Genomic DNA, 23,097 nt, shown 5'->3' with positions numbered 1-23,097 from the left:
CTGTATTTAAAGGTTAACTACACTGATGTTTTTTGAAGGTTCTGAAAAAAAAGTTGAGATCATAACCGCATCCACTCATGGCTCATTACGTCTATTGGGCTCAGATTTTTGGACTCAAATCGTCAGTCTTGCTAAAGCAGACATTATTTCTGTTATTGATAATCAACATTGCGATGCCTATTTATTAAGTGAATCGAGCCTATTTGTATGGGATAACCGCATTGTTATGTTAACTTGCGGATTATCGACTTTAATAGACAGCTTACTGGCATTGCTTGAGCATATTGGCGTTAAAAACGTGGCGTTTGTGAGCTATCAACGCAAGAATGAATATTTAGCCCATTTACAAGCCTCTACGTTTGCCGATGACATTGCCCGGTTACGTCAATACATACCCGGAAAAGCTTGTCGAATTGGTCACCTTGACAGTCATCACCATTTTATTTTTACCAGTGACACCTCTTTGATCGCGGCACAAGATAAGACTAGCGAGCTACTGATGTATCACATTAGCGGCCCTATCGCTCAGTATTTAACTTCAACAGAGCAAAGTGTCGAGCAAGTGTGTGAACGATTAGGTTTAAGCACATTATTTGCTGGGTTTAACCTAGATGCTCACTTATTTAGCCCATTAGGCTTTTCAGTTAACGGCATAAAAGACGAGCAATATTTTACCATTCACATTACTCCGCAGGAGCAAAGCTCTTATGTGAGTGTAGAAACCAATTTTGATATGGCAGACTCTGATAATCCAGTCGCTGCGCAATTATTGGCATTATTGCAACCCATTAGTTGGGACTCAATTGGATTTAATGTTCCCGTTATAGCCGCAAACCAGCCTAAAAATATCTGTTTAGCCCATTGCACATACCCTATAGAGCAAAATTATCAGGTGTATTTTGGCCACTTTCAACAGCTCGGTACTGAAATTTTGAACCCCGAATTAATGTAATCAGGCCGAAACAAGATAGCCACTCTCGGTTACTTTTGTTGGGTTCCGGTAAAGGCTTAATTAAAAAATGGTGTGTTATCTCATTTAATCATTATTTGTTTGAACCGGTCATGATTGGAAATGGTATTAAATGGTAAAGCCAAGGTTTAGATGTTGGCTTTTATGTAATAGCTCAGCGTAAAATAGATCGAGTGAGTATAAACAAGGAAGCACAAATGAGTGATTTAAGTGATATTCGCCGTGAGTACACTCAAGGTGGTTTAAGGCGTGGTGATTTACCTCAAAATCCAATGGATTTATTTGAAAAATGGATCCAGCAGGCCAAAGATGCTCAGCTGACAGATCCGACCGCAATGTGTGTCGCCACAGTAGATGAAACAGGCCAACCCTTTCAACGCATCGTGTTACTTAAGCGTTTTGACGACAAGGGGTTCGTGTTCTTTACTAATCTCGAAAGCCGTAAAGCCAAGCAAATTGCTGCAAACAGTAAAATCAGTTTGTTGTTTCCTTGGCACCCATTAGAGCGTCAAGTTGCAATCGTCGGTGAGGCTGAACCTTTGTCGATGATAGAAGTGGCTAAATATTTTATGAGTAGGCCCAAAGACAGCCAAATTGCTGCATGGGTATCAAAGCAATCGAGTAAAATTTCAGCGCGCCAGGCTTTAGAAGGAAAATTTGCTGAAATGAAGGCAAAATACGCCCAAGGCGAGGTGCCTTTACCTAAATTTTGGGGCGGTTATTTAGTGCGTCCAAGCAGTATCGAATTTTGGCAAGGTGGTGAGCATCGCCTACATGACAGATTTATGTACAGTAAAACAGATAGCGAGTGGCAAATAGATCGGTTAGCACCTTAATCTGTGTTAATAAACAGGAGCATTATCGCGTGATAAGCAATAAAATTTGGGTCGATGCTGATGCGTGTCCAAATGCCGTTAAAGAGATGTTATTTAGGGCGTCTGAACGCAAATCGATTCAGCTAGTATTGGTGGCTAATCAACTGATAAAAGTGCCTATTTCTCCATTTGTTTCGATGATTAGAGTCAGCTCAGGCTTTGATGAGGCCGATAATTATATTGTTAAACAGGTAAGCAAAGGGGATTTGGTGATTACTGCCGATATTCCATTGGCGGCTGATGCAATTGAAAAAGGGGCGCTGGTGCTCAACCCTAGAGGGACGGTATATACCACTGAAAACATCAAGCAAACCCTGACCATGCGAGACTTTATGGAAGAAATGCGCAGCAGTGGTATACATACCGGTGGACCAAATAGTTTCTCACAAGCGGATAAGCACGCATTTGCACAAGCATTAGATAAATGGCTTGCGAAAGTAAAATAATGACAATTGTCAAATCGGTGGAGTCGTCATCTATACTTGTTTTTGTAGTGGTATAACGTGTCATTATTAACAAAAAGGACGAAATGATGAAAATAGCATTACCTTTATTCGCTGCTGGGTTATTAAGTTTTCAAGCCATGGCAGGCGATTGGCAAGTCAATCAAGATCATTCACGTGTCAGCTTTATTTCAGTCAAGAAAAACGATATTGCTGAGGTACATCACTTTAAGCAGGTCGCCGGCTCATTAACCGATGCTGGTGCGTTTGCATTAAGTATTGATCTTAATTCGGTTGATACGGGAATACAAATACGTGACGAACGTATGCAAACTATTTTGTTTGAGGTGGCACAATTCCCACAGCTTAAAGTGAACGCCCTCATTAATCCTAAGCTTTTAATGGGAATGAAAGTGGGTGATACACTCACGACACAAATTAATGCCTCAGTTGCTATGCATGGTAAAAAGCAAAATAAAACGATTGACGTGTTAATTGCTAAGTTATCAGATAATAAACTGGTCGTGAGTAGCTTTGCACCTGTGTTGGTTCAAGCTGATGAGTTTAATTTGGTGGCTGGTGTTGAAAAGTTAAGAGAAATCGCAGGCTTACCGAGTATCAGCTTAGTTGTTCCAGTGTCATTTGTGCTAACATTATCGCAATAACACTGAACAGTTTAATTGTGGCTTTTATCAATAGATCGAAGCCATTTTTATAAAATTAGTCGTAAATAAAGGTGAAAACATGGTTACCGATAAAGACGGATATATGCATTTAATTCAGTATTTGACTGAGCACTTAGGCTTGTTTGAAGCGTCTGAAAACAATGCTGCCGCAGCGGAAACTGTGATGGAGTTATTTGAGGAGCAATTATCTGCTCAGATCATTATGGTTTGTGGTCAAAATCCGCAATTGTCATTTGCTCAACGTAACATGGTTATCCGTGAAATTGATGCAATTGTCTATGATTTAGAAGAAATTTTAGCTTCAGTGGCTAATCAAAATGCCACTCCAGAGCAAAGCATTTTTATTACCGAGTTTTCTGGGCTAATTAAAAATTTATTCGATCAAGAAATTGATCATTTATTACGTTAAACGCAAAATGCAACACATTTTAGGTTACATGTTTTAACTCTTTGGGATTGATGATGTTTAGAAGTATTGTGTTTTCTGCTTTGTTATGTTGTTTAGTTTCAGTGTCTGTTTTTGCAAGTGAGCAATTTACACTTTTGCGTCAAGTTGAGTCAATGACGGTAGACAATTCTGGATTAATGTTTAAAGCACGTATTGATACCGGCGCTGTTAATACCTCTTTACACGCAGTCGATTTACACATTATTGGTGGTGCATCTGAGCAGATGAAACACAATATAGGTAAAATGATTGAGTTCACCACAGAAAATGAGCAAGGCCAAAAACAACGCATGCAGGCCGAGATTGTGAGTACTTCAAAAGTTAAAAACGCTCAAGGCATAGAAACCCGTTATATGGTTAAATTAGACGTGGGCCATCCCGGTGATTTACATAAGGTATATGTTAACCTACGCGACCGCAGCCACATGAATTACAAGCTGCTTATTGGGCGTAATTTTATAAAAAAAGGTTATGTTGTTGACGTTGCACATAATAAAACTATAGGCCCGGTTGCTACCCTCAGTATTAAGCAAACAGGGTTGTTATTTGATACTCGAATCGATACCGGAGCGGGACAAAACTCGTTGCATGCGGTTAATATTCAAGTCGAAAACGAAGATACAGTCAACATTGATAACAACATTGGTAAAATCATTACTTTTACCACTGAAAATGAAAAAGGTGAACAAGTCGAGCTTCGTACCAAAATTCGTAGCACCGCGTTGATCCGTAATGCTCAGGGCACTGAATCACGCTATACAGTGAGATTAAATGTCGGTGTGCCAGGCGAAGAATACCTAGTCGATGTCAATTTAGCTGATCGCACTAAAATGGGCTATAAACTATTAATTGGTCGTAATTGGCTTCAAGGGCGTTATATTGTTGATGTAAATAAAAAATCTTAAAACCAATCGTATTTCTTGAAAACCGCTCTTAATGGGCGGTTTTTATATTTCTGAAACACCTGTGCAACACAATTGCAACAGGTGTGTCATTGCATAAGGATATAGTTGCCCTCGCTTGACTGATATTTATCTAATAATTCTTAAATAGACATATCAAGTACAAGTAATTAATTACATTAATCAATCGTAATAGGGGTCAATTATGTTGAGCAATAAGACTTTGCTTGCCGTTTCAATATCAACACTTATGGCATTTCAAGCCAATTCACAAGACTTACTTATCTCCGAATATATCGAAGGTAGCAGCAACAATAAAGCCATCGAATTATTTAACCCAACGGCTAATACCATTGATTTAAGTGATTATGTTTTATCATTTTATTTTAATGGTAGTACAACTGCCTCAACCAACATCAGTTTAATTGGCAGTGTTGCAGCGAATGCAACCTTTGTGGTTGCCGATAATGATGCTTCTGCAGATATTTTAGCTTTAGCGCAGCAGACAAGTAGTGCCAGTTTTTTCAATGGAGATGACGCCATTGTGTTAACCCATAATGATGTGGTTGTTGATTCACTTGGCCAAGTGGGGAATGACCCAGGAGCTGAGTGGGGCAGTGGAGACTTATCGACACAAAATAATACTCTCCGTCGAGATATTGATAATCTGACACCAGATATCGTGGTTGACGATGCGGTAACATTAACGGGCTGGCAAGGTTTTGCTCAAGATGATGTGGCTGATTTAGGTTTATTTTCTGGAACAGGAACAGTTGACCCGATTGATCCTGTCGACCCCGTTGATCCTGTCGAATTTGTGTGTGGTCAAGCTGCGGTAGCAATCCATGAGATACAAGGTAACACACAAACCAGCCCTATGGTCGGTAACTCTGTGGTGGTTGAAGCTATTGTAACCAGCGATAATCAAACAGGCTTATCAGGGCTGTTTTTGCAAATGGCTGATGCCCAAGTAGATGCTGATGCAGATACCTCAGAAGGTATTTTTGTTTACACTGCTAACCAGCCCTTAGCAGTGAATGTAGGCGATCGTGTTCGAATTGCTGCAACTGTGTCTGAATATAACGGCACAACTCAATTATCTGGAGTGAGCCAGTTTGCCTTATGTGCTAATGAACAGGTATTGCCTGCAGCGGCAACGGTAACATTACCCATGGCAGAAACTCAGCAGCTTGAGCGTGTAGAAGGCATGAGAGTTAGATTTGAACAAACATTAGTTGTTAATGATGTATACAGTTTAGGGCGATACGGCGAGGTATTACTCGGCTCTCAACGTCACTTTATTGGTACACAAGTTGCGACGCCCGGTGCAGATGCACTTGCGGTTACTGAAGCAAACGCCAAAGACAGCATTATTTTAGATGACGGTTCTACTAGTCAAAACCCTGCTGTTATCCCATATCCAGCACCAGGTTTGTCGGCAGACAATTCATTACGAGTGGGCGACAGTATTACAGAGCTTGAAGGTGTGATGCATTATGGCTTTAGCCAATATCGTATTTTGCCTACCCATGTTGTTAATGTGGTGCAAACTAATCCTCGTCAAACCTCTCCAGAGCTGGTCAGTGATAGTGATTTACGTATTGCCAGTTTTAACGTACTTAACTACTTTAATGGTGATGGGATCGGTGGCGGTTTTCCAACGGAGCGTGGTGCCGATTCTGCCGCTGAGTTTGAGCGCCAACGTACAAAAATTATCAGTGCAATGCACACCATTAATGCCGATGTTTTTGGATTAATGGAAATTGAAAACGATGGCTATGACAGCACCTCTGCAATTTACGACTTAGTGACAGGATTAAATGCTGCCATTGGAGCAAGCCTCTATGATGTTGTTATCCCAAATGTGGCGCAAATTGGTAGTGATGCCATTAGTGTTGGCATGATTTATCGTACCGATAAGTTGTCACTTTCTGGTGCTGCACGTATTTTGTCATCAAGCAATTCACCCGTTGATGATAGTGGATTAATATTATTTGATGACAGCAAAAATAGGCCGATGTTAACCCAAGCTTTTACTGTGAATGGCAGCGATGAAACTGTGGTAGTAGCAGTCAATCATCTTAAGTCAAAAGGCAGTGATTGCAATAGCGCAAATGATCCAGACACCCTTGACGGTCAAGGTAATTGTAATATCACACGTACGCGAGCCACAGATGCGATAGGGCAATGGTTAGCCGATCAGTATCCAAACAGCAAGGTATTGGTTATAGGCGATTTAAATGCCTATGCCAAAGAAGATCCGTTGAGCATGTTAGCAAGCCATGGTTACCACGAATTAAGCCATCACCTTGGTGTTCAAACGCCTTATTCATATGTGTTTGCTGGCGAGTCTGGACAACTTGATCATGCATTGGCTAACAATGCACTGCTTGATGATGTAGTAGGGATAACGGAATGGCACATCAATGCGGATGAACCGATTGTGCTTGATTATAACCTAGAGTATAAGTCTGATCTGCAACAACAATCACTCTATCAAGATCATGCGTTTCGCTCATCAGATCATGATCCTGTGATTGTGTCACTGCAATTTACCCCGGTAAACCTTGCTCCTTTAGCCAGTTTTGAACAGCAATTAACCGGAAGTCTATTACAGGTATTGTCGACATCTGCTGACAGTGATGGAGACATTGTTCAATTGCAGTGGGACTTTGGAGATGGCGCCACGGCTGTCGGGGCGAGTGCATCACATCAATACGCAGAGTCGGGTGAATACCTGGTGCAATTAACTGTAACCGACGACAAAGGTGAGGTGGCAACCACATCACAAACCGTTAATGTGGTTCTTGAGGCCGAAAATGTGGCGCCTACAGCACAAATTAGCCAAATTAATCTGTGGTTTATCAAGTTGTTTATTTCAACCAGTTATGATCAAGATGGGGTGATTAAACAGCATCAATGGTTATTTAATAGTGGTCGAAAAGCATCTGGAATAGTTACCTACAGCTTAAGTCGTCGTGAAAAAAGCGTTGAGCTAACTGTAGTCGATAATGACGGAGAGAAAGGCAAAACCAGTGTTAATTTTTAACATGATGACCTCTACGGTCACTATTTAAAATGACAATCATTACGGATAAAAAGGTGCTCAATGCACCTTTTTTGTCGTTAATCAATGATACCAATCGGGATAAATAAGTGATCAGAGATTGCGTAGCAAAAAAACCTAAGAATAAGCCAGAAATTGCAGTGAGCCCATTGTGCTACTCTCAACATTTCTAACGGCGTTATAAGCGATGTTAAACAGTAACAAAGACCACATTCTTGTGGTGATGGCTAATATATAACGCAGTAAATATTACAGTGTCCTTGTAGTGAATTGAGCGCGTGAGCCATGTCTGATAAGCCAACGAAACGAAATAGCAGTTAAATACAGCTATTTGCCACTAAAAAGTCCAATTATGACTAGCAAATTTGCGGTCGCTCACGTAAAATTTCACTCTTTTATTTTAACCCTAGCTTTGGCTCGTTGTGCAAATAACACGAGTTAAACTATCGCGTCGGCACTATCAAATTAGTTGATTTATTTGATAGTCGAAGCAGACGCCCAATCGCATTGATATGCACAAATGCAGTGGATGATAACATGCAGCAGTTAACCGAGATCGTAGAACAAGCCTTAGAGGTCATTGACAAGGCCAGTGATCTAAAGACATTGGATGATATCCGTGTCGATTACCTTGGTAAAAAAGGTAAAATCACGGACATGATGAAAATGATGGGATCCTTAAGCGCAGAAGAAAAACCTGCCTTTGGACAAGCCGTCAACCAAGCTAAGCAAGCGGTACAGCAAAAGCTGTCTGAGCGTATCGACGGATTAAAAGCATCGGAACTTGAAGCAAAATTAATTGCTGAAAAAATCGATGTGACTTTACCAGGGCGTACCTTAGAGATCGGTGGCTTACATCCGGTGACTCGCACTATCGAACGGATAGAAACCTTTTTTGGTGAATTAGGCTTTGTTGTTAAGCAAGGGCCTGAAATCGAAGATGATTTTCACAACTTTGATGCATTAAATATTTCTGAACATCACCCTGCTCGTGCCGATCACGATACCTTTTACTTTAATCCAAAAGTGATGTTGCGTACCCAAACTTCGGGCGTGCAAATTCGCACAATGGAACACGAAAAACCGCCTTTGCGTATTATTTCTCCTGGCCGTGTTTATCGTAACGATTACGATCAAACTCACACGCCAATGTTCCACCAAGTTGAAGGTTTGATGGTGGCAGAAAATGTTAATTTTGCAGAGCTAAAAGGCATTTTGCATGACTTTTTACGCAACTTCTTTGAAGAAGATTTAGAAGTGCGTTTCCGTCCATCTTACTTCCCATTCACTGAGCCTTCAGCTGAAGTAGACGTAATGGGTAAAAACGGTAAATGGTTAGAGGTTTTAGGCTGCGGTATGGTGCACCCAAATGTACTGCGCAGTGTGGGCATTGACCCTGAAAAATACTCTGGTTTTGCTTTTGGTATGGGCGTAGAGCGTTTAACCATGTTGCGCTACGGCGTAAATGATTTACGTGCCTTCTTCGAAAACGATTTACGTTTTCTTAAGCAATTCAAATAACGGAGCAATAATTAGATGAAATTCAGTGAATCTTGGCTTCGTGAGTGGGTTAACCCATCTGTAAGTCGTGACGAGTTATCACACCAAATTACCATGGCCGGCCTTGAAGTCGACGGCGTAGACCCTGTAGCGGCTGATTTTAGCGGCGTGATCATTGGCGAAGTGGTTGAATGTGGCCAGCACCCTGATGCTGACAAATTACGTGTAACCAAAATCAATGTGGGTGGCGACGAGCTAATTGATATCGTTTGTGGTGCGCCAAACTGTCGTTTAGGTTTAAAAGTGGCTGTTGCTATGGTTGGCGCAGTATTACCTGGCGACTTTAAAATCAAAAAAGCCAAATTACGTGGCCAACCTTCAATGGGCATGTTGTGCTCATACGGTGAGCTTGGCATCGACATCGAAAGCGATGGCATTATTGAGCTGCCACAAGATGCACCATTAGGTGTGAATGTACGTGAATTTTTACAACTTGATGATGCCATCATTGATGTTGATTTAACTGCTAACCGTGCCGACTGTTTAGGCATGGCAGGTCTTGCGCGCGAAGTGGGCGTATTAAACCGTCAAGCAGTAACGGAGCCAACATGGCAAGCAGTTGATGCCACAATTGATGCACCATTTAGCATCAACGTGGTTGCGCCAGATTTATGCCCACGATATTTAGGTCGTGTGGTTAAAAATATCAATGTTAATGCTGCCACGCCGTTATGGATGCAAGAAAAGCTGCGTCGAAGCGGTATTCGTTCAATCGACCCGATTGTCGACATTACCAATTATGTGCTGATTGAATTTGGTCAACCAATGCACGCGTTTGACTTAAACACCCTAAACGGCGGTATTACCGTGCGTTTAGCCGATGGCGTTGAAAAGTTAACCTTGCTTGATGGTAACGAAATTACCGTGCCAAACGACACCTTAGTGATTGCCGACGACAAACAAGCCGTTGCACTTGCAGGTGTGTTTGGCGGCGAAAGCACTGGCGTTAATGAAAACACCCAAGACATCTTGTTAGAGTGCGCATTTTTTGCCCCTCTTGCCATTATGGGTAAGTCGCGTCGTTTAGGCTTGCACACAGACGCGTCACACCGTTTTGAACGCGGCGTTGACCCTGAGCTACAACACAAAGTAATGGACCGTGCTACACGTCTTGTGCTTGATATTTGTGGTGGTGAAGCAGGGCAAGTGATTGAAGCGGTATCTGCTGAGCATTTACCAAAAGCGGCAAAGATCACATTACGTCGCAGTAAGTTAGATAAAACCTTAGGTCATCATATTCCTGATGCTGACGTAGTAGAGATTTTACAGCGTTTAGGCTTTAGCGTTGAAACAGCAAATGATGCATGGCAGGTTACAACTGCAACTTACCGTTTTGACATGGCGATTGAAGAAGATTTAATCGAAGAAGTGGCACGTATTTATGGTTACAACAACATCCCTAATACCGCCCCACAAGCATCGCTTACCATGCCAGATCACAAAGAAGCAGACATTTCGCTTAAGCGTGTGCGTAGCATTTTTGTTGCTCGTGGTTTCCAAGAGGCAGTAACTTACAGCTTTGTTGACCCTAAAATGCAAAATTTAGTGCACCCAGGCCAAGAAGCCATGGTGTTACCAAATCCTATTTCAATCGAAATGTCGGCAATGCGTTTGTCTATGTTTACTGGATTATTAACCGCTGTGGGTTACAACCAGAGCCGTCAACAAGGTCGAGTAAGATTATTTGAAACCGGTTTGCGCTTTGTTCCTGATGCACAAGCAGATTCTGGCGTTCGCCAGCAAGCCATGCTGGGCGCGGTTATTTCAGGTGTGCAAAACGAAGAACATTGGTCAATGGAGTCAAAAACTGTCGACTTCTTTGATTTAAAAGGTGATTTAGAAGCAATTCTTGGCTTGACAGTTGCCTCTTCTGAATTTAGTTTTAAAGGGGCAACACATCCTGCGCTGCATCCAGGACAATGTGCTGAAATATTAAGAAATAATCGAGTCATTGGTTACATCGGCGCTATCCATCCTAGTTTGGAAAAGCCGTTTGGACTCAATGGCAAAACAATTGTTTTTGAGTTAGAACTGGATGCATTATTGCACGCCCGTTTGCCGCTAGCCCAAGCTGTATCTAAGTTTCCTGCTAACCGTCGCGATATTGCGCTTGTAGTAGATGAAGCAGTTTCTGCCACTGATGTTATGAATTTGATAAGAAAAGTTGGCGAAAATCAGTTGGTTGGCTTAAACTTGTTCGATGTATACCAAGGTAAAGGTGTTGAGCCTGGCAAAAAGAGCCTCGCTATCGCACTTACATTACAAGACACTACTCGTACACTTGAAGAAAAAGATATCACTGAAACTATGGATTCAGTCTTATCGGCTCTTAAGACCGAGTTCAACGCATCGTTGAGGGATTAAAGTATGGCACTTACCAAAGCCGAAATGGCAGAGCATCTTTTTGAAACGTTAGGCATTAATAAACGTGTAGCCAAAGAGATGGTTGAGTCTTTTTTTGAAGAAATTCGTGAAGCACTCGAAAATGGTGAGCAGGTCAAGTTATCTGGCTTTGGCAACTTTGACCTTAGGGACAAGAATCAAAGACCGGGAAGGAACCCGAAAACTGGTGAAGATATTCCCATTTCTGCACGTCGTGTCGTTACCTTCCGTCCTGGACAGAAGTTAAAATCACGCGTTGAAGCTGCAAACTCGGGTAAAAAATAAATCACTGGTTAATACGCCAATCCAAATTTTGGATCTGTATGACTAAGAGCCACTCTTAATTGAGTGGCTCTTTTGTTTTTGAGTTTAGCAAACCTTGGTATAATACGAACCGAATGACTAAGTGATTACTCAGAATGCGTCCAACGGTTTTTGATTAAAGTGATGCATGCCGCAATGGTTGTTCCCTTTTAATTACCACAAACCGCTGGAGCATACCTTTTAGGCGATTTTTAAAATGGCTTACAATGTGCTGCATGATTTTGAAAAAGAATAACGATTTCTTTAGTCATGTGCCTTGTTTAAACCTTTAAACTCTCGCTAAGTCATTACTTATTCACGCACAATGGTATAATAATATTTCACCGAATATTAACATTGAGATGTTTTTGTTCGTATACGTTTATTTGGAGTGTTCTTTTGTCTCGAGAAGCAAAACATTTTGATACCCGTTTTAAAATGGCGTTGTTACACCCGCGTTTTTGGCCAACATGGTTAGCCATTGCTGTGTTGTTTTTGTTTGGTATTTTACCCGCCAGTGTTCGCGATCCTATTGCCAGACGTTTAGCGGTTATTGTGATGAAAATAGCCAAAAAACCAATCAGGATAGCCAGAATTAACATCAGTCATTGTTTTCCAGAAATGTCGGAAACAGAAGTTGAAGCGTTAGTTGAGCAAAATGTAAAAATGTTTGTGTTGGTCTTATTGTCGCAAGCCGAATTACTGTTTAGATCTACCGCACATTTAAAGCGTCGCATTCAAATGAATGGTTTTGAACATGTTAAAGCGGCCAGAGATGCCGGTCAGCCAATCATTTTTATCATGCCTCATGTGTGGCCAATGGAGTATGCAGGGCTACGTGTTAATATGGAAATTCCGTTAGTGACCATGGCTAAGGCTCATCGTAATGACTTATTTAACTGGTTTAGCAATCGTATGCGTAGCAGCCAAAATGGCCGAGTGTACATGCGTGAAGCTGGGATCCGTGCGTTATTAGCAGAGCTTAAAAAAGATAACAGCTTCTTTTATTTGCCCGATGAAGATTTAGGGCCAGATAAAAGCGTATTTACGCCGTTTTTAGGTACAGTTAAAGCAACATTGCCTGTGGTTGGTCGTCTTGCTCAAGCCGGTAATGCTCAAGTGATGCCTGTTAAAATTGGTTATAATGAACAAGATAGGCAATTTATTATGACAGTAATGCCTGCAATTGCCCCCCAAGATATGGTGGGTAAAGAAAACGAAGCGTTGGCATTAAACAAAGTTGTAGAGCAGGTGATTACTGCCTATCCAGAACAATACATGTGGTTTTTAAGATTACTCAAAACCCGACCACCAGGCGAGCAGAGGTTTTACTAAAATATGGTCGTGGCATTTAAGATGTTTAAACAATAATAAGAGGTGTATATGGATTTTAACGAATTGCTATCTGCTCTGTCGTTTGTGGTGTTCACTTATGACAGTAGTCCAATTACTTTATTACAAATAATCCAAGTGCCACTTTATATTTTTCTTGCTTGGTTTATCGTTAGCCGAGTCGGAAAAATCATTGTTAGTGCATTACGCAGACGCAACGTAAGTGCAGATGCCGTGCACTTATTTTCTCGTATGTATTTAGTACTCACCATCGCTATTTTGGTTATTACTAGTATGGATATTTTAAATATCCCATTAACTGCATTTGCTTTTGTCTCGGGTGCGATTGCGATTGGTGTGGGTTTTGGCGCGCAAAACATCATTAACAACTTCATTTCTGGTTGGATTTTGATGTGGGAGCGCCCAATTCGTATTGGCGACTTTTTAGAAGTAGGCGATGCTCGTGGTGTGGTTGAATGTATTAATACTCGCTCTACGCTTATTCGTCGTAACGACGGTGTGCATATGTTGGTGCCAAACAGCCAGTTACTTGAAAACACCGTGACCAACTGGACGTTAATTGATCAAAATGCACGTACTTTTGTGCGTGTTGGTGTGGCATACGGCTCAGACGTTGTGTTAGTTCAAAAACTGTTATTTCAAGTATTAGCAGAGCGGGATGACATTAACGATAAGCCTAAACCATTGGTATTATTTGAAGATTTTGGCGATAACGCATTAACATTCGATACCGTTTTTTGGGTTAATGCGGTGTCTGAAACCGACATTCGTCGCCGTAGAAGTGAAATAAGATTTAGAATTTATGAGTTGTTTAACGAGCATAACGTCGTGATCGCTTACCCGCAACGTGATTTGCATGTGGATGGTAATCTCACCATTACCCGAAGTGATAAAAACTAAACTTACGTTTACCTTTTAGTAAAAAAGACGCCGCGGCGTCTTTTTTATTGTTTATGTAGCCATACTCAAGCATGGTGATATTTAGGCTATTTGCTGGCTTTGGTGTGGCGGTCTAATAAGTTTTTATTAATATCAGCCATTGATAACCCTTGATCTTCTAGTAGCACGATTAAGTGGTACATGAGATCTGAGGCTTCATTGACCAGCTCTTCTTTGTCATGAGTGGCTGCGGCAAGGGCGGTTTCTAAGCCTTCTTCACCGACTTTTTGGGCAATACGTTTAGTGCCACGCTCAAATAATGACGCGGTATAGCTTGAGTCGGCGCTTTGGCCTTTACGTGAAATAATCAAGTGGGTCAGATTATCAATAAAAGGGTGCGCGTTACCGTCTTTCCAGCAGCTTTCTGTGCCAGTGTGGCAGGTTGGGCCGTTTGGGATGACTTGCACTAAAAAACTGTCGTTGTCGCAATCTTTATCAATAGCGATTAAATCAAGGGTATTACCAGAGGTTTCACCTTTGGTCCATAAACGCTGTTTTGAGCGGCTAAAAAAAGTGACTTGTTTAGTGGTTAAGGTTTTTTCTAATGCAGCTTGGTCCATGTAGCCTAGCATCAGCACTTTGCCGGTTAGGTGATGTTGAACAACTGCAGGGATAAGCCCCTGTTGTTTGTCCCAATCTACGCTTGTGCTGTCAAATACGATATCAGTCATTGGTGTTCTCTTTTTCGGCAAGGTTATAAACGAATGGCAATGTGATTGGCGTGTAAATATTGCTTTAATTCGCCAATATCAATAATGCCTTTGTGGAATACACTAGCAGCCAATGCAGCGTCGACTTTAGCCTGTTCAAACACCTCTTTAAAGTGTTCCATGGTGCCCGCACCACCTGAAGCAATTAATGGCACGTCACAAATAGCGCGGATCATGCTTAATTGTTTTATGTCGTAACCGCCACGCACGCCGTCCTGGTTCATAACGTTAAGCACAATTTCACCACAACCGCGTTTTTGTACTTCTTCAACCCAATCTTGCGTATACCATTGGGTGTCTTTGGTGGCGGCTTCATCGCCGGTAAACTGTTTCACTTTGTAGCTGTCAGTTGCAGCGTCGTAGTATGAGTCAATCCCAATCACAATACATTGGCGACCAAACTCATCTTGCAAGCGCGATATTAAGCTTGGGTCGGTTAATGCTGGCGAGTTAATCGAGATTTTATCGGCACCAAAAGCCAGTTTCTCGCGCGCTTGCTCAATGGTTTTAATGCCACCGGCCACACAAAAGGGAATATCAATTTGTTCAGCAACACGGCTCACCCAGGACTTATCGATAACCCGGTCGTGGGCACTGGCGGTAATGTCATAAAACACCAGCTCATCTGCGCCTTCTTCGGCATATCGGGCGGCGAGTGGAACGATGTCGCCGACAATTTCATGGTTGCGAAACTGCACGCCTTTAACCACTTTACCTTCACGAACGTCAAGACACGGAACTATACGTTTGGCCAGCATTGTATTGCCTCCTCAACGGTAAATTGATTAATAAGCAAGGCTTTACCAATAATAATGCCTGAGGCTTTACTGTCACGCACTGCGGCTACGTTATCTAGGGTGGCGATACCGCCCGATGCTTGCCACAAAATGTTTGGGTAAACCGATGCAAGCTCAGTATAAAGCTCAGTATTAGCGCCTGTCAGAGTGCCATCACGGCTGATGTCGGTAACTAAAGCATGTTTAAGGCCAACGCTTTCAAACTCGGCGACTAACGATTCTAATGACTTACCGCCACCTGATTGCCAGCCAGAAACCGCCACTATTTTTTCGCCAGCCTCATTAATGTTGACATCAAGGGCTAAACAAATAGCGTCGCTACCGTATTTTACAAACCAGCTTTTTACCAGTTCAGGTTCTTTAACGGCCAGTGAGCCAATCACCACACGTTTAACCCCAATATTGAGCAGCTCTGCAACTTGCTCTTCACTGCGAATACCGCCGCCCACTTGAATATCAACCTCAAGGCCAGCGGCTAACTCGCTGATCAGTTGGGTTTGACGTTTAGCGGGATCTTTTGCCCCTGTGAGGTCAACAATATGCAGCAGTTTGGCACCTTGTGCTTGATAAGATTGCAGTTGTGCCAGCGGGCTTAAGTCGAAGGTGGTTTGTTTGTCGTAGTCACCTTGGTATAAACGCACCACTTGGCCGTCAATTAAATCAATGGCTGGAATAATCACTGTGATGTCCCCATGTTTAATCCCATCTGTAAAAAGTTCTGTAAAATCTGCGCACCGACTTTGGCGCTTTTTTCAGGGTGGAATTGCACCCCGAAAAAGTTATCTTTACCAATGGCCGCACTGAATGATTCGCCATAAGTGCTGCTGGCTAAGGTGTATTCACTAATGGGCGCGCGGTAGCTGTGAACAAAATACACATAGCTGCCATTTTCAATCCCGTTAAATAGCGGATGGTCGCTAACCTCTATTTGGTTCCAGCCCATGTGGGGTAAAGGCAAGCCTTTGCTGTCAAGGTCGCCAATATCTGTAGGCACAAGCCCTAAGCAGGTAATATCTTGCTCACTGCGTCCGCCATGTTCATTAGATAAATTGGCGAGCATTTGCATGCCAAGACACACGCCCATCACTGGTTGAGTTAAACTTTTAATCAACTCGATTAAGTTTTTTTGCTTTAACGCATCCATTGCCGCACCTGCTGTGCCAACACCTGGCAAAACAACGCGAGCGGCGCTGCGAATAACATCAAAGTCTGCACTGACAACGACATTGGCTTTTAGGCGCTCAAACGCAAAACGCACAGAGCTTAAATTGGCGCAACCCGTGTCGATAATTACAGTTAAGTCATTGGCATTGATTGAAGAAACAGATTCTTGTGTCACGTTAACTCCTTACAGAACGCCTTTGCTTGATGGCAGTATGTCGCCTTCGACTTTCACCGCTTGGCGAAGTGTGCGACCTAAGACTTTAAACAGTGCTTCTACTTTGTGGTGATCGTTATCGCCTGTTGAGCCAATGTGTAATGTACAACGAAGGCCATCAGCAAATGAGCGGAAGAAATGCGGGACCATCTCGGTGGCCATTTCGCCGACCATTTCACGGTCAAAATCTGCATTGAATTTAATAAATGGACGCCCTGAGATATCCATTAAACACTCGCCGCTGGCTTCATCCATCGGTAAGCTAAAACCAAAACGCGCAATACCACGTTTGTCGCCTAATGCTTGGCGAATCGCATCACCAATGGCTAGGGCGGTGTCTTCAACGCTGTGGTGGTCGTCAATTTCTAAATCGCCGTCGACGTGGACGTCCATTTTGAAATTACCGTGGGTTTGAATTTGATCAAGCATGTGGTCAAAAAAGCCGATGCCTGTTTCAATTACCCCTTTGGCTTGGCTGTCTAAGTCTATGGTCACTTTAATGTCGGTTTCTTTGGTGGTACGTACTACCGTGGCGATACGGCCTTTGCTTAATAGGGCATTGGCGATGTCATCCCAGTTAAGCGTTGTACGGTCGTATTTAAAGCTTTTAATGCCCATGGCATTGGCAAGCTCGACGTCAGTGTCACGATCGCCAATCACGGCTGAGGTGGTAAAATCGATTTTACCTTGAGTTAAGTAGTCTTTAACCAAGCCAAGTTTGGGTTTGCGACAGCTGCAGTTTTCGTCATTAAAGTGTGGGCAAATGACCACATCGTCAAATTTAACACCTTGGCTAGAAAAGATTTGCATCATCATATTGTGCGGGGCGTCAAAGTCTTCTTTTGGAAATGAAGGGGTGCCTAAACCGTCTTGATTACTCACCATCACTAAGCGAAAACCGGCTTTTTGTAACTTGAGTAATGCTGGGATAACTTGCGGCTCAAAAACCAGTTTTTCTAAGCGGTCTAATTGCTTATCGATTGCTGGCTCTTCTACTAATGTGCCATCGCGGTCGATGAATAATATGTTCTGTTTCATGTGACTACCTTAACAATAGGGTGTAATTTTTTTAGTTAATTTTTACAAATGTCAATTGGGTTTAAGCCGCAGAGCCGTTAAACAATGCAATTATGGCATTGGTTTGTAGCTCGTTAGTAAAACTAAAACGGATAGCATCGGCTAAACGAGGGTCTTTATATGCACGGGCAACAATGCCTGCCTCACGTAAGCGCTCAGCTACACTGGCAACATCGTCAAATTTAGCTAACACGTAGTTACCGTTTGCTGGCAGTACTTGAGCGCCAAAAGCACTTAGTGCCGCACTTAATCGCAGGCCTTGTTCTACTAATGTGGCCACCTGAGTTTGCATGGTGTCAAGACCTTGCGCGCTCAAGGCTTTAGTGGCTAATTCTGATACAGGGAGTGGCACTGGATAAGGCGCAATCACTAACATGACTAAATCGATAATGGCATCATTGGCTAACATAAAGCCACAACGCGCGCCGGCCAATGCAAATGCTTTTGATAATGTGCGCAGCACCACAAGGTTAGGGTAGGTGCTGAGTAAATCTGCCACGCTATACTCTGGGCAAAACTCAATATAGGCTTCGTCAACGACAACAATGGCATTTGGCGCAGCTTGAATGGCTTGCTCAATGTTCTCTTTTGATATCACAGTACCCGTTGGGTTATTTGGGTTACAAATAAACACAATTTTAGCGTCGCCAATTTGATTCGGCCATGCATCAGGTAGTTGGTAATTATCAGTTAAACTGAGCGCCGTAACTCCAACATTAAACGTGGCAGCACTAATGGCGTACATGCCGTATGTGGGCCCAAAACAAGCGATACTGTCGACACCTGGTACGCAAAAAGTGCGGATTAACAATTCAATCGCTTCATCAGCGCCGCGACTGGCAATAATGTTACTGGCCTTAACACCAGAGTAATTGCTGTATGCATTGATAAGCTCTGGAGGTTGGCATTCTGGGTAGCGGTTTACTTTATCTAAATCACTGTTGTTAAACGGTGATTCGTTAGCATTGATCCAAATATCTCCCCGCCCGCCAATGCGTCTTGCACTTTGATATGGGGTTAATTTGAGTAATTCTGGTCTGGCCAACTGTTTTGGATCAAAAAGCGCTGCTGTGTTTTGGCTCATGGCTATGTTCTCTATTTCACTAAACTATCATTGTTGTAGGCTGGCTAGGCGAATTGCGATGGCATTTTTATGGGCATCTAGCAGTTCATTTTCGGCCAGTACCATGACACTTTGACCTAGGCTTTGTAAGCCTTGTACACTCAACTCTTGAACAGTAAAGCGGCGGCTGAAATCAGCGAGCGACAAACTTGAAACCGAGCGGCTGTAACCATAAGTTGGTAATACATGGTTAGTGCCACTGGCGTAATCACCGACAGACTCTGGCGTATATGCGCCTAGAAATACTGAGCCCGCACCGCGTATTTTTTTAAGCACATCACGTGGCGAGCTGGTTTGAATTATCAAGTGTTCTGGGCCATATAAGTTAGATACTTTAGCGGCTTCAATCATGTCGCTCACAATAATACTGCGGCTGCATTCTAGTGCTTTTGCTGCAATGTCTTTACGGCTCAATTGTGCGAGTTGTTCAACTAACGCTTGATTTACAGCTTGCGCTAAGTCAACTGAGTCAGTGACTAACATCACTTGTGAATCAACGCCATGCTCTGCTTGTGACAGTAAATCTGAGGCCACAAATGCTGGGTTTGCGTCTTTGTCGGCAATCACCAATACTTCTGATGGGCCTGCGGGCATATCAATTGATACGCTTACTCGACTGTCTTGCGACACTAAACGTTTTGCTTCAGTAACGTAGCGATTACCTGGGCCAAAAATTTTGTCTACATTAGGTACAGACTCAGTACCAAATGCTAATGCTGCTATGGCCTGAGCTCCGCCCACTTGGAATATGTCGGTAATGCCACACACATTAGCAGCATACACAATGGCATCGTTAATCGGTGGTGGGCTCACTAATACACGTTTTTCACAGCCGGCGATCTTTGCAGGTAAAGCCAGCATCATCACAGTAGAGATAAGTGGCGCTGTACCACCTGGAATATATAAACCAACGCGTTCAATTGGCTCACTTCTTAACTCACAACGAATTCCCGCTTGGGTCTCAATATCAACACCATTAAACACTTGTGCTTTGTGAAATGTTTCAATGTTTGCAACAGCTTGTGCTATAGCTTGCTTAACATCGACACTAACACGTTCGCATGCAGCATTAATTTGCTCAGCCGTTAATGCCAGTTTGGTGAGTTCAACACCATCAAAACGCTTGTTAAAGTTAATTAGCGCCGCATCACCTTGACTACTAACCTGTTCAATAATATCGCGTACGCCTTGCTCAACACTGGCATCACCAATCAGTGGTGAACGTGCTAAGGTTTGCTGCTGCTCAGCCGTTGTCAAAGAGGCCCAATCGAGAATTTGCATCTGTGTTACCCCATCATTTTTTCAATTGGCATAACAAGAATTGAGCTTGCGCCTAGGGCGGTTAATTCTTCCATGGTATCCCAGAACAAATCTTCGCTGCTTACTGCATGGATTGCCACACGGTTAGTGTCATCGTTTAATGGCAATACCGTTGGGTTTTCAGCACCGGGTAGTAGCGCTACAATTTGGTCTAATGTTTCGGTTGGGGCGTGCAATAAGATGTATTTGCTTTCACGAGCGCGGATAACGCCATTCATGCGGGATAAAATTTTGTCGATGAGCGCTTGTTTTTCTGGCGTTTGATCTTCGTTTGATTGAATAACGCAGGCCATTGAACGGTAAATCACTTCGGTTTCATATAAGCCGTTAGCTTCGAGTGTGGCACCGGTAGAGACCAAGTCACAGATCCCGTCAGACAAGCCGGCTCTTGGGGCGACTTCAACTGAACCTTTTAGCATACAGTCACTGTAGTTAATGCCTTTTTCTTGCATAAAGCGGCGCAGTAGATTTGGGTAAGAGGTGGCTATACGTAAGCCTTCAAGTGAGGTGGCATCCTTGTATTCAAACTCATTTGGTACAGCAAGAGATAAACGACAAGAGCCAAAATCTAATTCACGTAACTTGGTACAAGCTGATGGTTTATTGAGTGTTTGACGTTCGATTTGTTCTTCTTCTAGTACGTTTTCGCCAATGATGCCTAGGTCGACCACTCCGTCCATAACTAGACCAGGAATGTCATCATCACGCACACGTAATAAATCAATTGGCATGTTATCAGCGTGAGCAATAAGACGTTGTTCATTAACGTTAAATTTCACACCACAGCTTTTAAGTAGCTGTTGTGACTCTTTTGATAATCGCCCCGATTTTTGAATGGCGATGCGTAAACGCTTTGACTGGCTCATGTGATACTTCCTTATGTGTTAACTATAAAATGTTGTAAATTAAAATATTATTTCTAAAAACAAAGAGCAGAAAACAAAAAACCCCTGAAATTCCTTCCAGGGGTTTATGTGAAAATGTGTTCACCACCAGAAGGATAACGTCCTCCGGCAGTAAGCATCCGAAGGCTACCGCATATGGTGATGATGATGGATTGTAGTCACTTGGATGTTCATGTTTGTTCTCTTGTGGTTGTCTTAAAAAATCACTTTAAATGAGGAATTATTCACTCATTTGTTACTGTGTAAAACGACTTGCAGTTAACTTAACCGCATTTATGCTTGTTTGCAATAGTGAACAAAGCATTTCTGTCATTTTATTACCAAATTTTTTGCATAAGTTATGCATTAAGAGCTCATGATGATTTTTACTCATGATGCTTACCTTAATTTAGTCTCCTTTTGGGGTTATGGATAAATCATATTGGAGGAAGTGAGCTGAAGTTGCATTTGACTACTGATATCCGCTTTTTGGCTGGCGGTTAATTGGTTTGAGTTCTCAATGGCAATTAGGGCATTTTTTTTATCAAAACCACTCCACACATTAACTGTACTAATAATGGATTCTAAACGGACGCTGGTGTCGCTGATCCGCTCAGCAATATTAAAGGCTTGTTGCGGATCGGTTTGAGTTAATTGGCTTGCTCTTTGGCGATAGGCAATATCTTGATTGTCTTCAGAGAGCATGGCAACAACTTGTAAAAATTGGGATTCAGAATAGTCTGCAAGGGCGTAACTGGCATTAATGATAATATCGCGTTGCACATTGGCGTCGTAATTTTCAATTCTATCCAACATCATGTCGGGATCTACGCTGGCAATCTCTGCAACGGCGCTGTTGTAATAATCGAGATTTAATTCGTACGTTTGTTTTTGGTTGTTTAAAAAGGCCAAAGCTGCTTCCGGATCGGTTTCTGCCATTTTACGGGAAATAATAAAAACACCATTTGCGCGTTGATCGATTGCAATGCTGTCTAGCCAGTCAATGGCTTCTTGAATATTTTTTTCAACTAATTGATATACCATGGACGTAATAAGATAATTAGTAGACTCATTTAGGGGGAGTGATGATATGAGACTTGCTGCTTCTGTGGGTGATTGCTCAATATAGTAGTACATGGTATTTAAGTACATTTTAAGCGTTGAGGGCGTTTCGGGTTGTTGCTTTAGCCACTGAAATGCTGCCATAGCATCTGTACTGGCCCATGAGTCAACAATCGACATAATGACAGAGCTTTTCATTGGCTCGGTGGTGAGTATGTCAACTTCGCTTAACGCTTGCTGGGGATTAACTGAAGCTAAGCCTCGCAAATAGCTGTCGAGTAACGATTCGTATTGTTCAGTCTGTTTTTGTTGTTCAAGCCAAGAAATAACATTCGAAATTTGTTTTTTGCCGGCTATTTCTAAGATAAAGCCGTATAAGTCCTCGTGTTGAGTTTCTTGAGCAATAAGTAAGGCTTCTAAAGGATCTTGTTCAGCGAGTTGCATGATCTTAAATATTGACATGTATGGCGTGGCATCTTGTAATATTGGTGCTTTTATCGCTTCACTATCATGGCCTGTGTTATCGTCCTGTGGTGATGTACTCATAGTTGTCTTGGATGAGACTGTCATTCCTTTGGACTGAAATATTGCGGTATCAGTGGTGAGTGGTTGCTGGCCTTGGGGATTATCAGCATCATTTTGCCAAATAAGTGGGTAGCTTATAAAGCCAATGCACCAACTGAGGAACACCACAATTAACCATTTCATTTTGCTTTTCCTTAAGCACAATTCACATTTAAGCTGTTAATAGCATATAAGACATTTAATACCAATCAGCACAAGAATGATCAGTTATTTATCCTGATCGGTATAACGTT

General features: G+C 42.4%; 21 protein-coding genes and 1 other annotated feature. Of the genes, 12 read left to right on the top strand and 9 right to left on the bottom strand.

The genetic code is table 11. The annotated features are described in order from the left end of the window. The first annotated feature begins 25 nt into the window (after positions 1-25). From K8B83_RS14655 to K8B83_RS14600, 12 genes are all read left to right on the top strand, one after another. A complete protein-coding gene (locus tag K8B83_RS14655) occupies positions 26-952 on the top strand; it encodes an S-adenosylmethionine decarboxylase proenzyme (RefSeq protein WP_223417639.1) in 927 nt (308 codons plus the stop codon). A 215-nt stretch (positions 953-1,167) separates the two neighbouring features. Then, positions 1,168-1,806, top strand: a complete 639-nt coding sequence (gene pdxH / locus K8B83_RS14650; protein ID WP_188739173.1) for a pyridoxamine 5'-phosphate oxidase — start codon at positions 1,168-1,170, stop codon at positions 1,804-1,806. 29 nt (positions 1,807-1,835) lie between these two features. Then, positions 1,836-2,291 (top strand): YaiI/YqxD family protein, encoded by a 456-nt coding sequence (locus tag K8B83_RS14645; RefSeq protein ID WP_188739172.1) that lies wholly within the window; start codon positions 1,836-1,838, stop codon positions 2,289-2,291. 83 nt (positions 2,292-2,374) lie between these two features. Beyond that, a complete protein-coding gene (locus tag K8B83_RS14640; protein WP_188739171.1) occupies positions 2,375-2,953 on the top strand; it encodes a YceI family protein in 579 nt (192 codons plus the stop codon). Between the two features lie 79 nt (positions 2,954-3,032). Continuing rightward, entirely contained in the window at positions 3,033-3,383 is a 351-nt protein-coding gene (locus K8B83_RS14635; protein ID WP_188739170.1) for a DUF3802 family protein, read from the top strand. 53 nt (positions 3,384-3,436) lie between these two features. Next, entirely contained in the window at positions 3,437-4,327 is an 891-nt protein-coding gene (locus K8B83_RS14630; RefSeq protein ID WP_188739181.1) for a putative ATP-dependent zinc protease, read from the top strand. Between the two features lie 202 nt (positions 4,328-4,529). Then, positions 4,530-7,373: an ExeM/NucH family extracellular endonuclease gene (locus K8B83_RS14625; RefSeq protein ID WP_223417638.1), complete on the top strand. Its 2,844-nt coding sequence runs from the start codon at positions 4,530-4,532 to the stop codon at positions 7,371-7,373. Between the two features lie 555 nt (positions 7,374-7,928). Continuing rightward, positions 7,929-8,912 (top strand): phenylalanine--tRNA ligase subunit alpha, encoded by a 984-nt coding sequence (pheS, locus tag K8B83_RS14620; RefSeq protein ID WP_223417636.1) that lies wholly within the window; start codon positions 7,929-7,931, stop codon positions 8,910-8,912. A gap of 15 nt (positions 8,913-8,927) precedes the next feature. Then, a complete protein-coding gene (gene pheT, locus K8B83_RS14615) occupies positions 8,928-11,315 on the top strand; it encodes a phenylalanine--tRNA ligase subunit beta (protein WP_188739168.1) in 2,388 nt (795 codons plus the stop codon). A 3-nt stretch (positions 11,316-11,318) separates the two neighbouring features. Further along, on the top strand, positions 11,319-11,618 hold the full coding sequence (ihfA, locus tag K8B83_RS14610) for an integration host factor subunit alpha (RefSeq protein ID WP_160052251.1): 300 nt from the start codon (positions 11,319-11,321) through the stop codon (positions 11,616-11,618). Between the two features lie 417 nt (positions 11,619-12,035). Then, positions 12,036-12,971, top strand: a complete 936-nt coding sequence (gene lpxM, locus K8B83_RS14605) for a lauroyl-Kdo(2)-lipid IV(A) myristoyltransferase (RefSeq protein WP_188739167.1) — start codon at positions 12,036-12,038, stop codon at positions 12,969-12,971. Positions 12,972-13,019: 48 nt separating this feature from the next. Next, on the top strand, positions 13,020-13,889 hold the full coding sequence (locus K8B83_RS14600; RefSeq protein WP_223417634.1) for a mechanosensitive ion channel family protein: 870 nt from the start codon (positions 13,020-13,022) through the stop codon (positions 13,887-13,889). A gap of 86 nt (positions 13,890-13,975) precedes the next feature. Here K8B83_RS14600 and hisIE read toward each other — a convergent pair whose 3' ends face one another. The 9 genes from hisIE to K8B83_RS14555 form a co-directional block, all read right to left on the bottom strand. Then, on the bottom strand, positions 13,976-14,599 hold the full coding sequence (hisIE, locus tag K8B83_RS14595; protein ID WP_223417632.1) for a bifunctional phosphoribosyl-AMP cyclohydrolase/phosphoribosyl-ATP diphosphatase HisIE: 624 nt from the start codon (positions 14,597-14,599) through the stop codon (positions 13,976-13,978). A gap of 23 nt (positions 14,600-14,622) precedes the next feature. After that, positions 14,623-15,396 (bottom strand): imidazole glycerol phosphate synthase subunit HisF, encoded by a 774-nt coding sequence (hisF, locus tag K8B83_RS14590; RefSeq protein WP_223417627.1) that lies wholly within the window; start codon positions 15,394-15,396, stop codon positions 14,623-14,625. Next, a complete protein-coding gene (gene hisA / locus K8B83_RS14585) occupies positions 15,378-16,115 on the bottom strand; it encodes a 1-(5-phosphoribosyl)-5-[(5-phosphoribosylamino)methylideneamino]imidazole-4-carboxamide isomerase (protein WP_188739163.1) in 738 nt (245 codons plus the stop codon). Before hisA ends, hisF begins: the two co-directional genes overlap by 19 nt. Continuing rightward, positions 16,112-16,774 carry an imidazole glycerol phosphate synthase subunit HisH gene (gene hisH / locus K8B83_RS14580; protein WP_223417621.1) on the bottom strand — a complete coding sequence of 221 codons (663 nt, stop codon included), beginning with the start codon at positions 16,772-16,774 and terminating at the stop codon, positions 16,112-16,114. The genes hisA and hisH overlap by 4 nt, the downstream gene beginning before the upstream one ends. A gap of 9 nt (positions 16,775-16,783) precedes the next feature. Beyond that, positions 16,784-17,851 carry a bifunctional histidinol-phosphatase/imidazoleglycerol-phosphate dehydratase HisB gene (gene hisB, locus K8B83_RS14575; RefSeq protein WP_188739161.1) on the bottom strand — a complete coding sequence of 356 codons (1,068 nt, stop codon included), beginning with the start codon at positions 17,849-17,851 and terminating at the stop codon, positions 16,784-16,786. A gap of 61 nt (positions 17,852-17,912) precedes the next feature. Then, complete coding sequence (gene hisC / locus K8B83_RS14570; protein WP_188739160.1) at positions 17,913-18,974, bottom strand: histidinol-phosphate transaminase; 1,062 nt, start codon at positions 18,972-18,974, stop codon at positions 17,913-17,915. Between the two features lie 27 nt (positions 18,975-19,001). After that, positions 19,002-20,294 (bottom strand): histidinol dehydrogenase, encoded by a 1,293-nt coding sequence (gene hisD / locus K8B83_RS14565; protein ID WP_188739159.1) that lies wholly within the window; start codon positions 20,292-20,294, stop codon positions 19,002-19,004. A 5-nt stretch (positions 20,295-20,299) separates the two neighbouring features. Further along, positions 20,300-21,199 (bottom strand): ATP phosphoribosyltransferase, encoded by a 900-nt coding sequence (gene hisG, locus K8B83_RS14560; RefSeq protein WP_188739158.1) that lies wholly within the window; start codon positions 21,197-21,199, stop codon positions 20,300-20,302. Between the two features lie 71 nt (positions 21,200-21,270). Continuing rightward, positions 21,271-21,389: a sequence feature (His leader region), on the bottom strand. Positions 21,390-21,643: 254 nt separating this feature from the next. Beyond that, entirely contained in the window at positions 21,644-22,987 is a 1,344-nt protein-coding gene (locus K8B83_RS14555; RefSeq protein ID WP_188739157.1) for a hypothetical protein, read from the bottom strand. Positions 22,988-23,097 lie beyond the last annotated feature (110 nt).

Origin of the sequence: Shewanella inventionis (genome assembly GCF_019931735.1) — a bacterium.
GTDB lineage: Bacteria > Pseudomonadota > Gammaproteobacteria > Enterobacterales > Shewanellaceae > Shewanella > Shewanella inventionis.
Note: the sequence above shows the minus strand (reverse complement) of the source record. Positions and strands in the feature narration are given on the sequence as shown.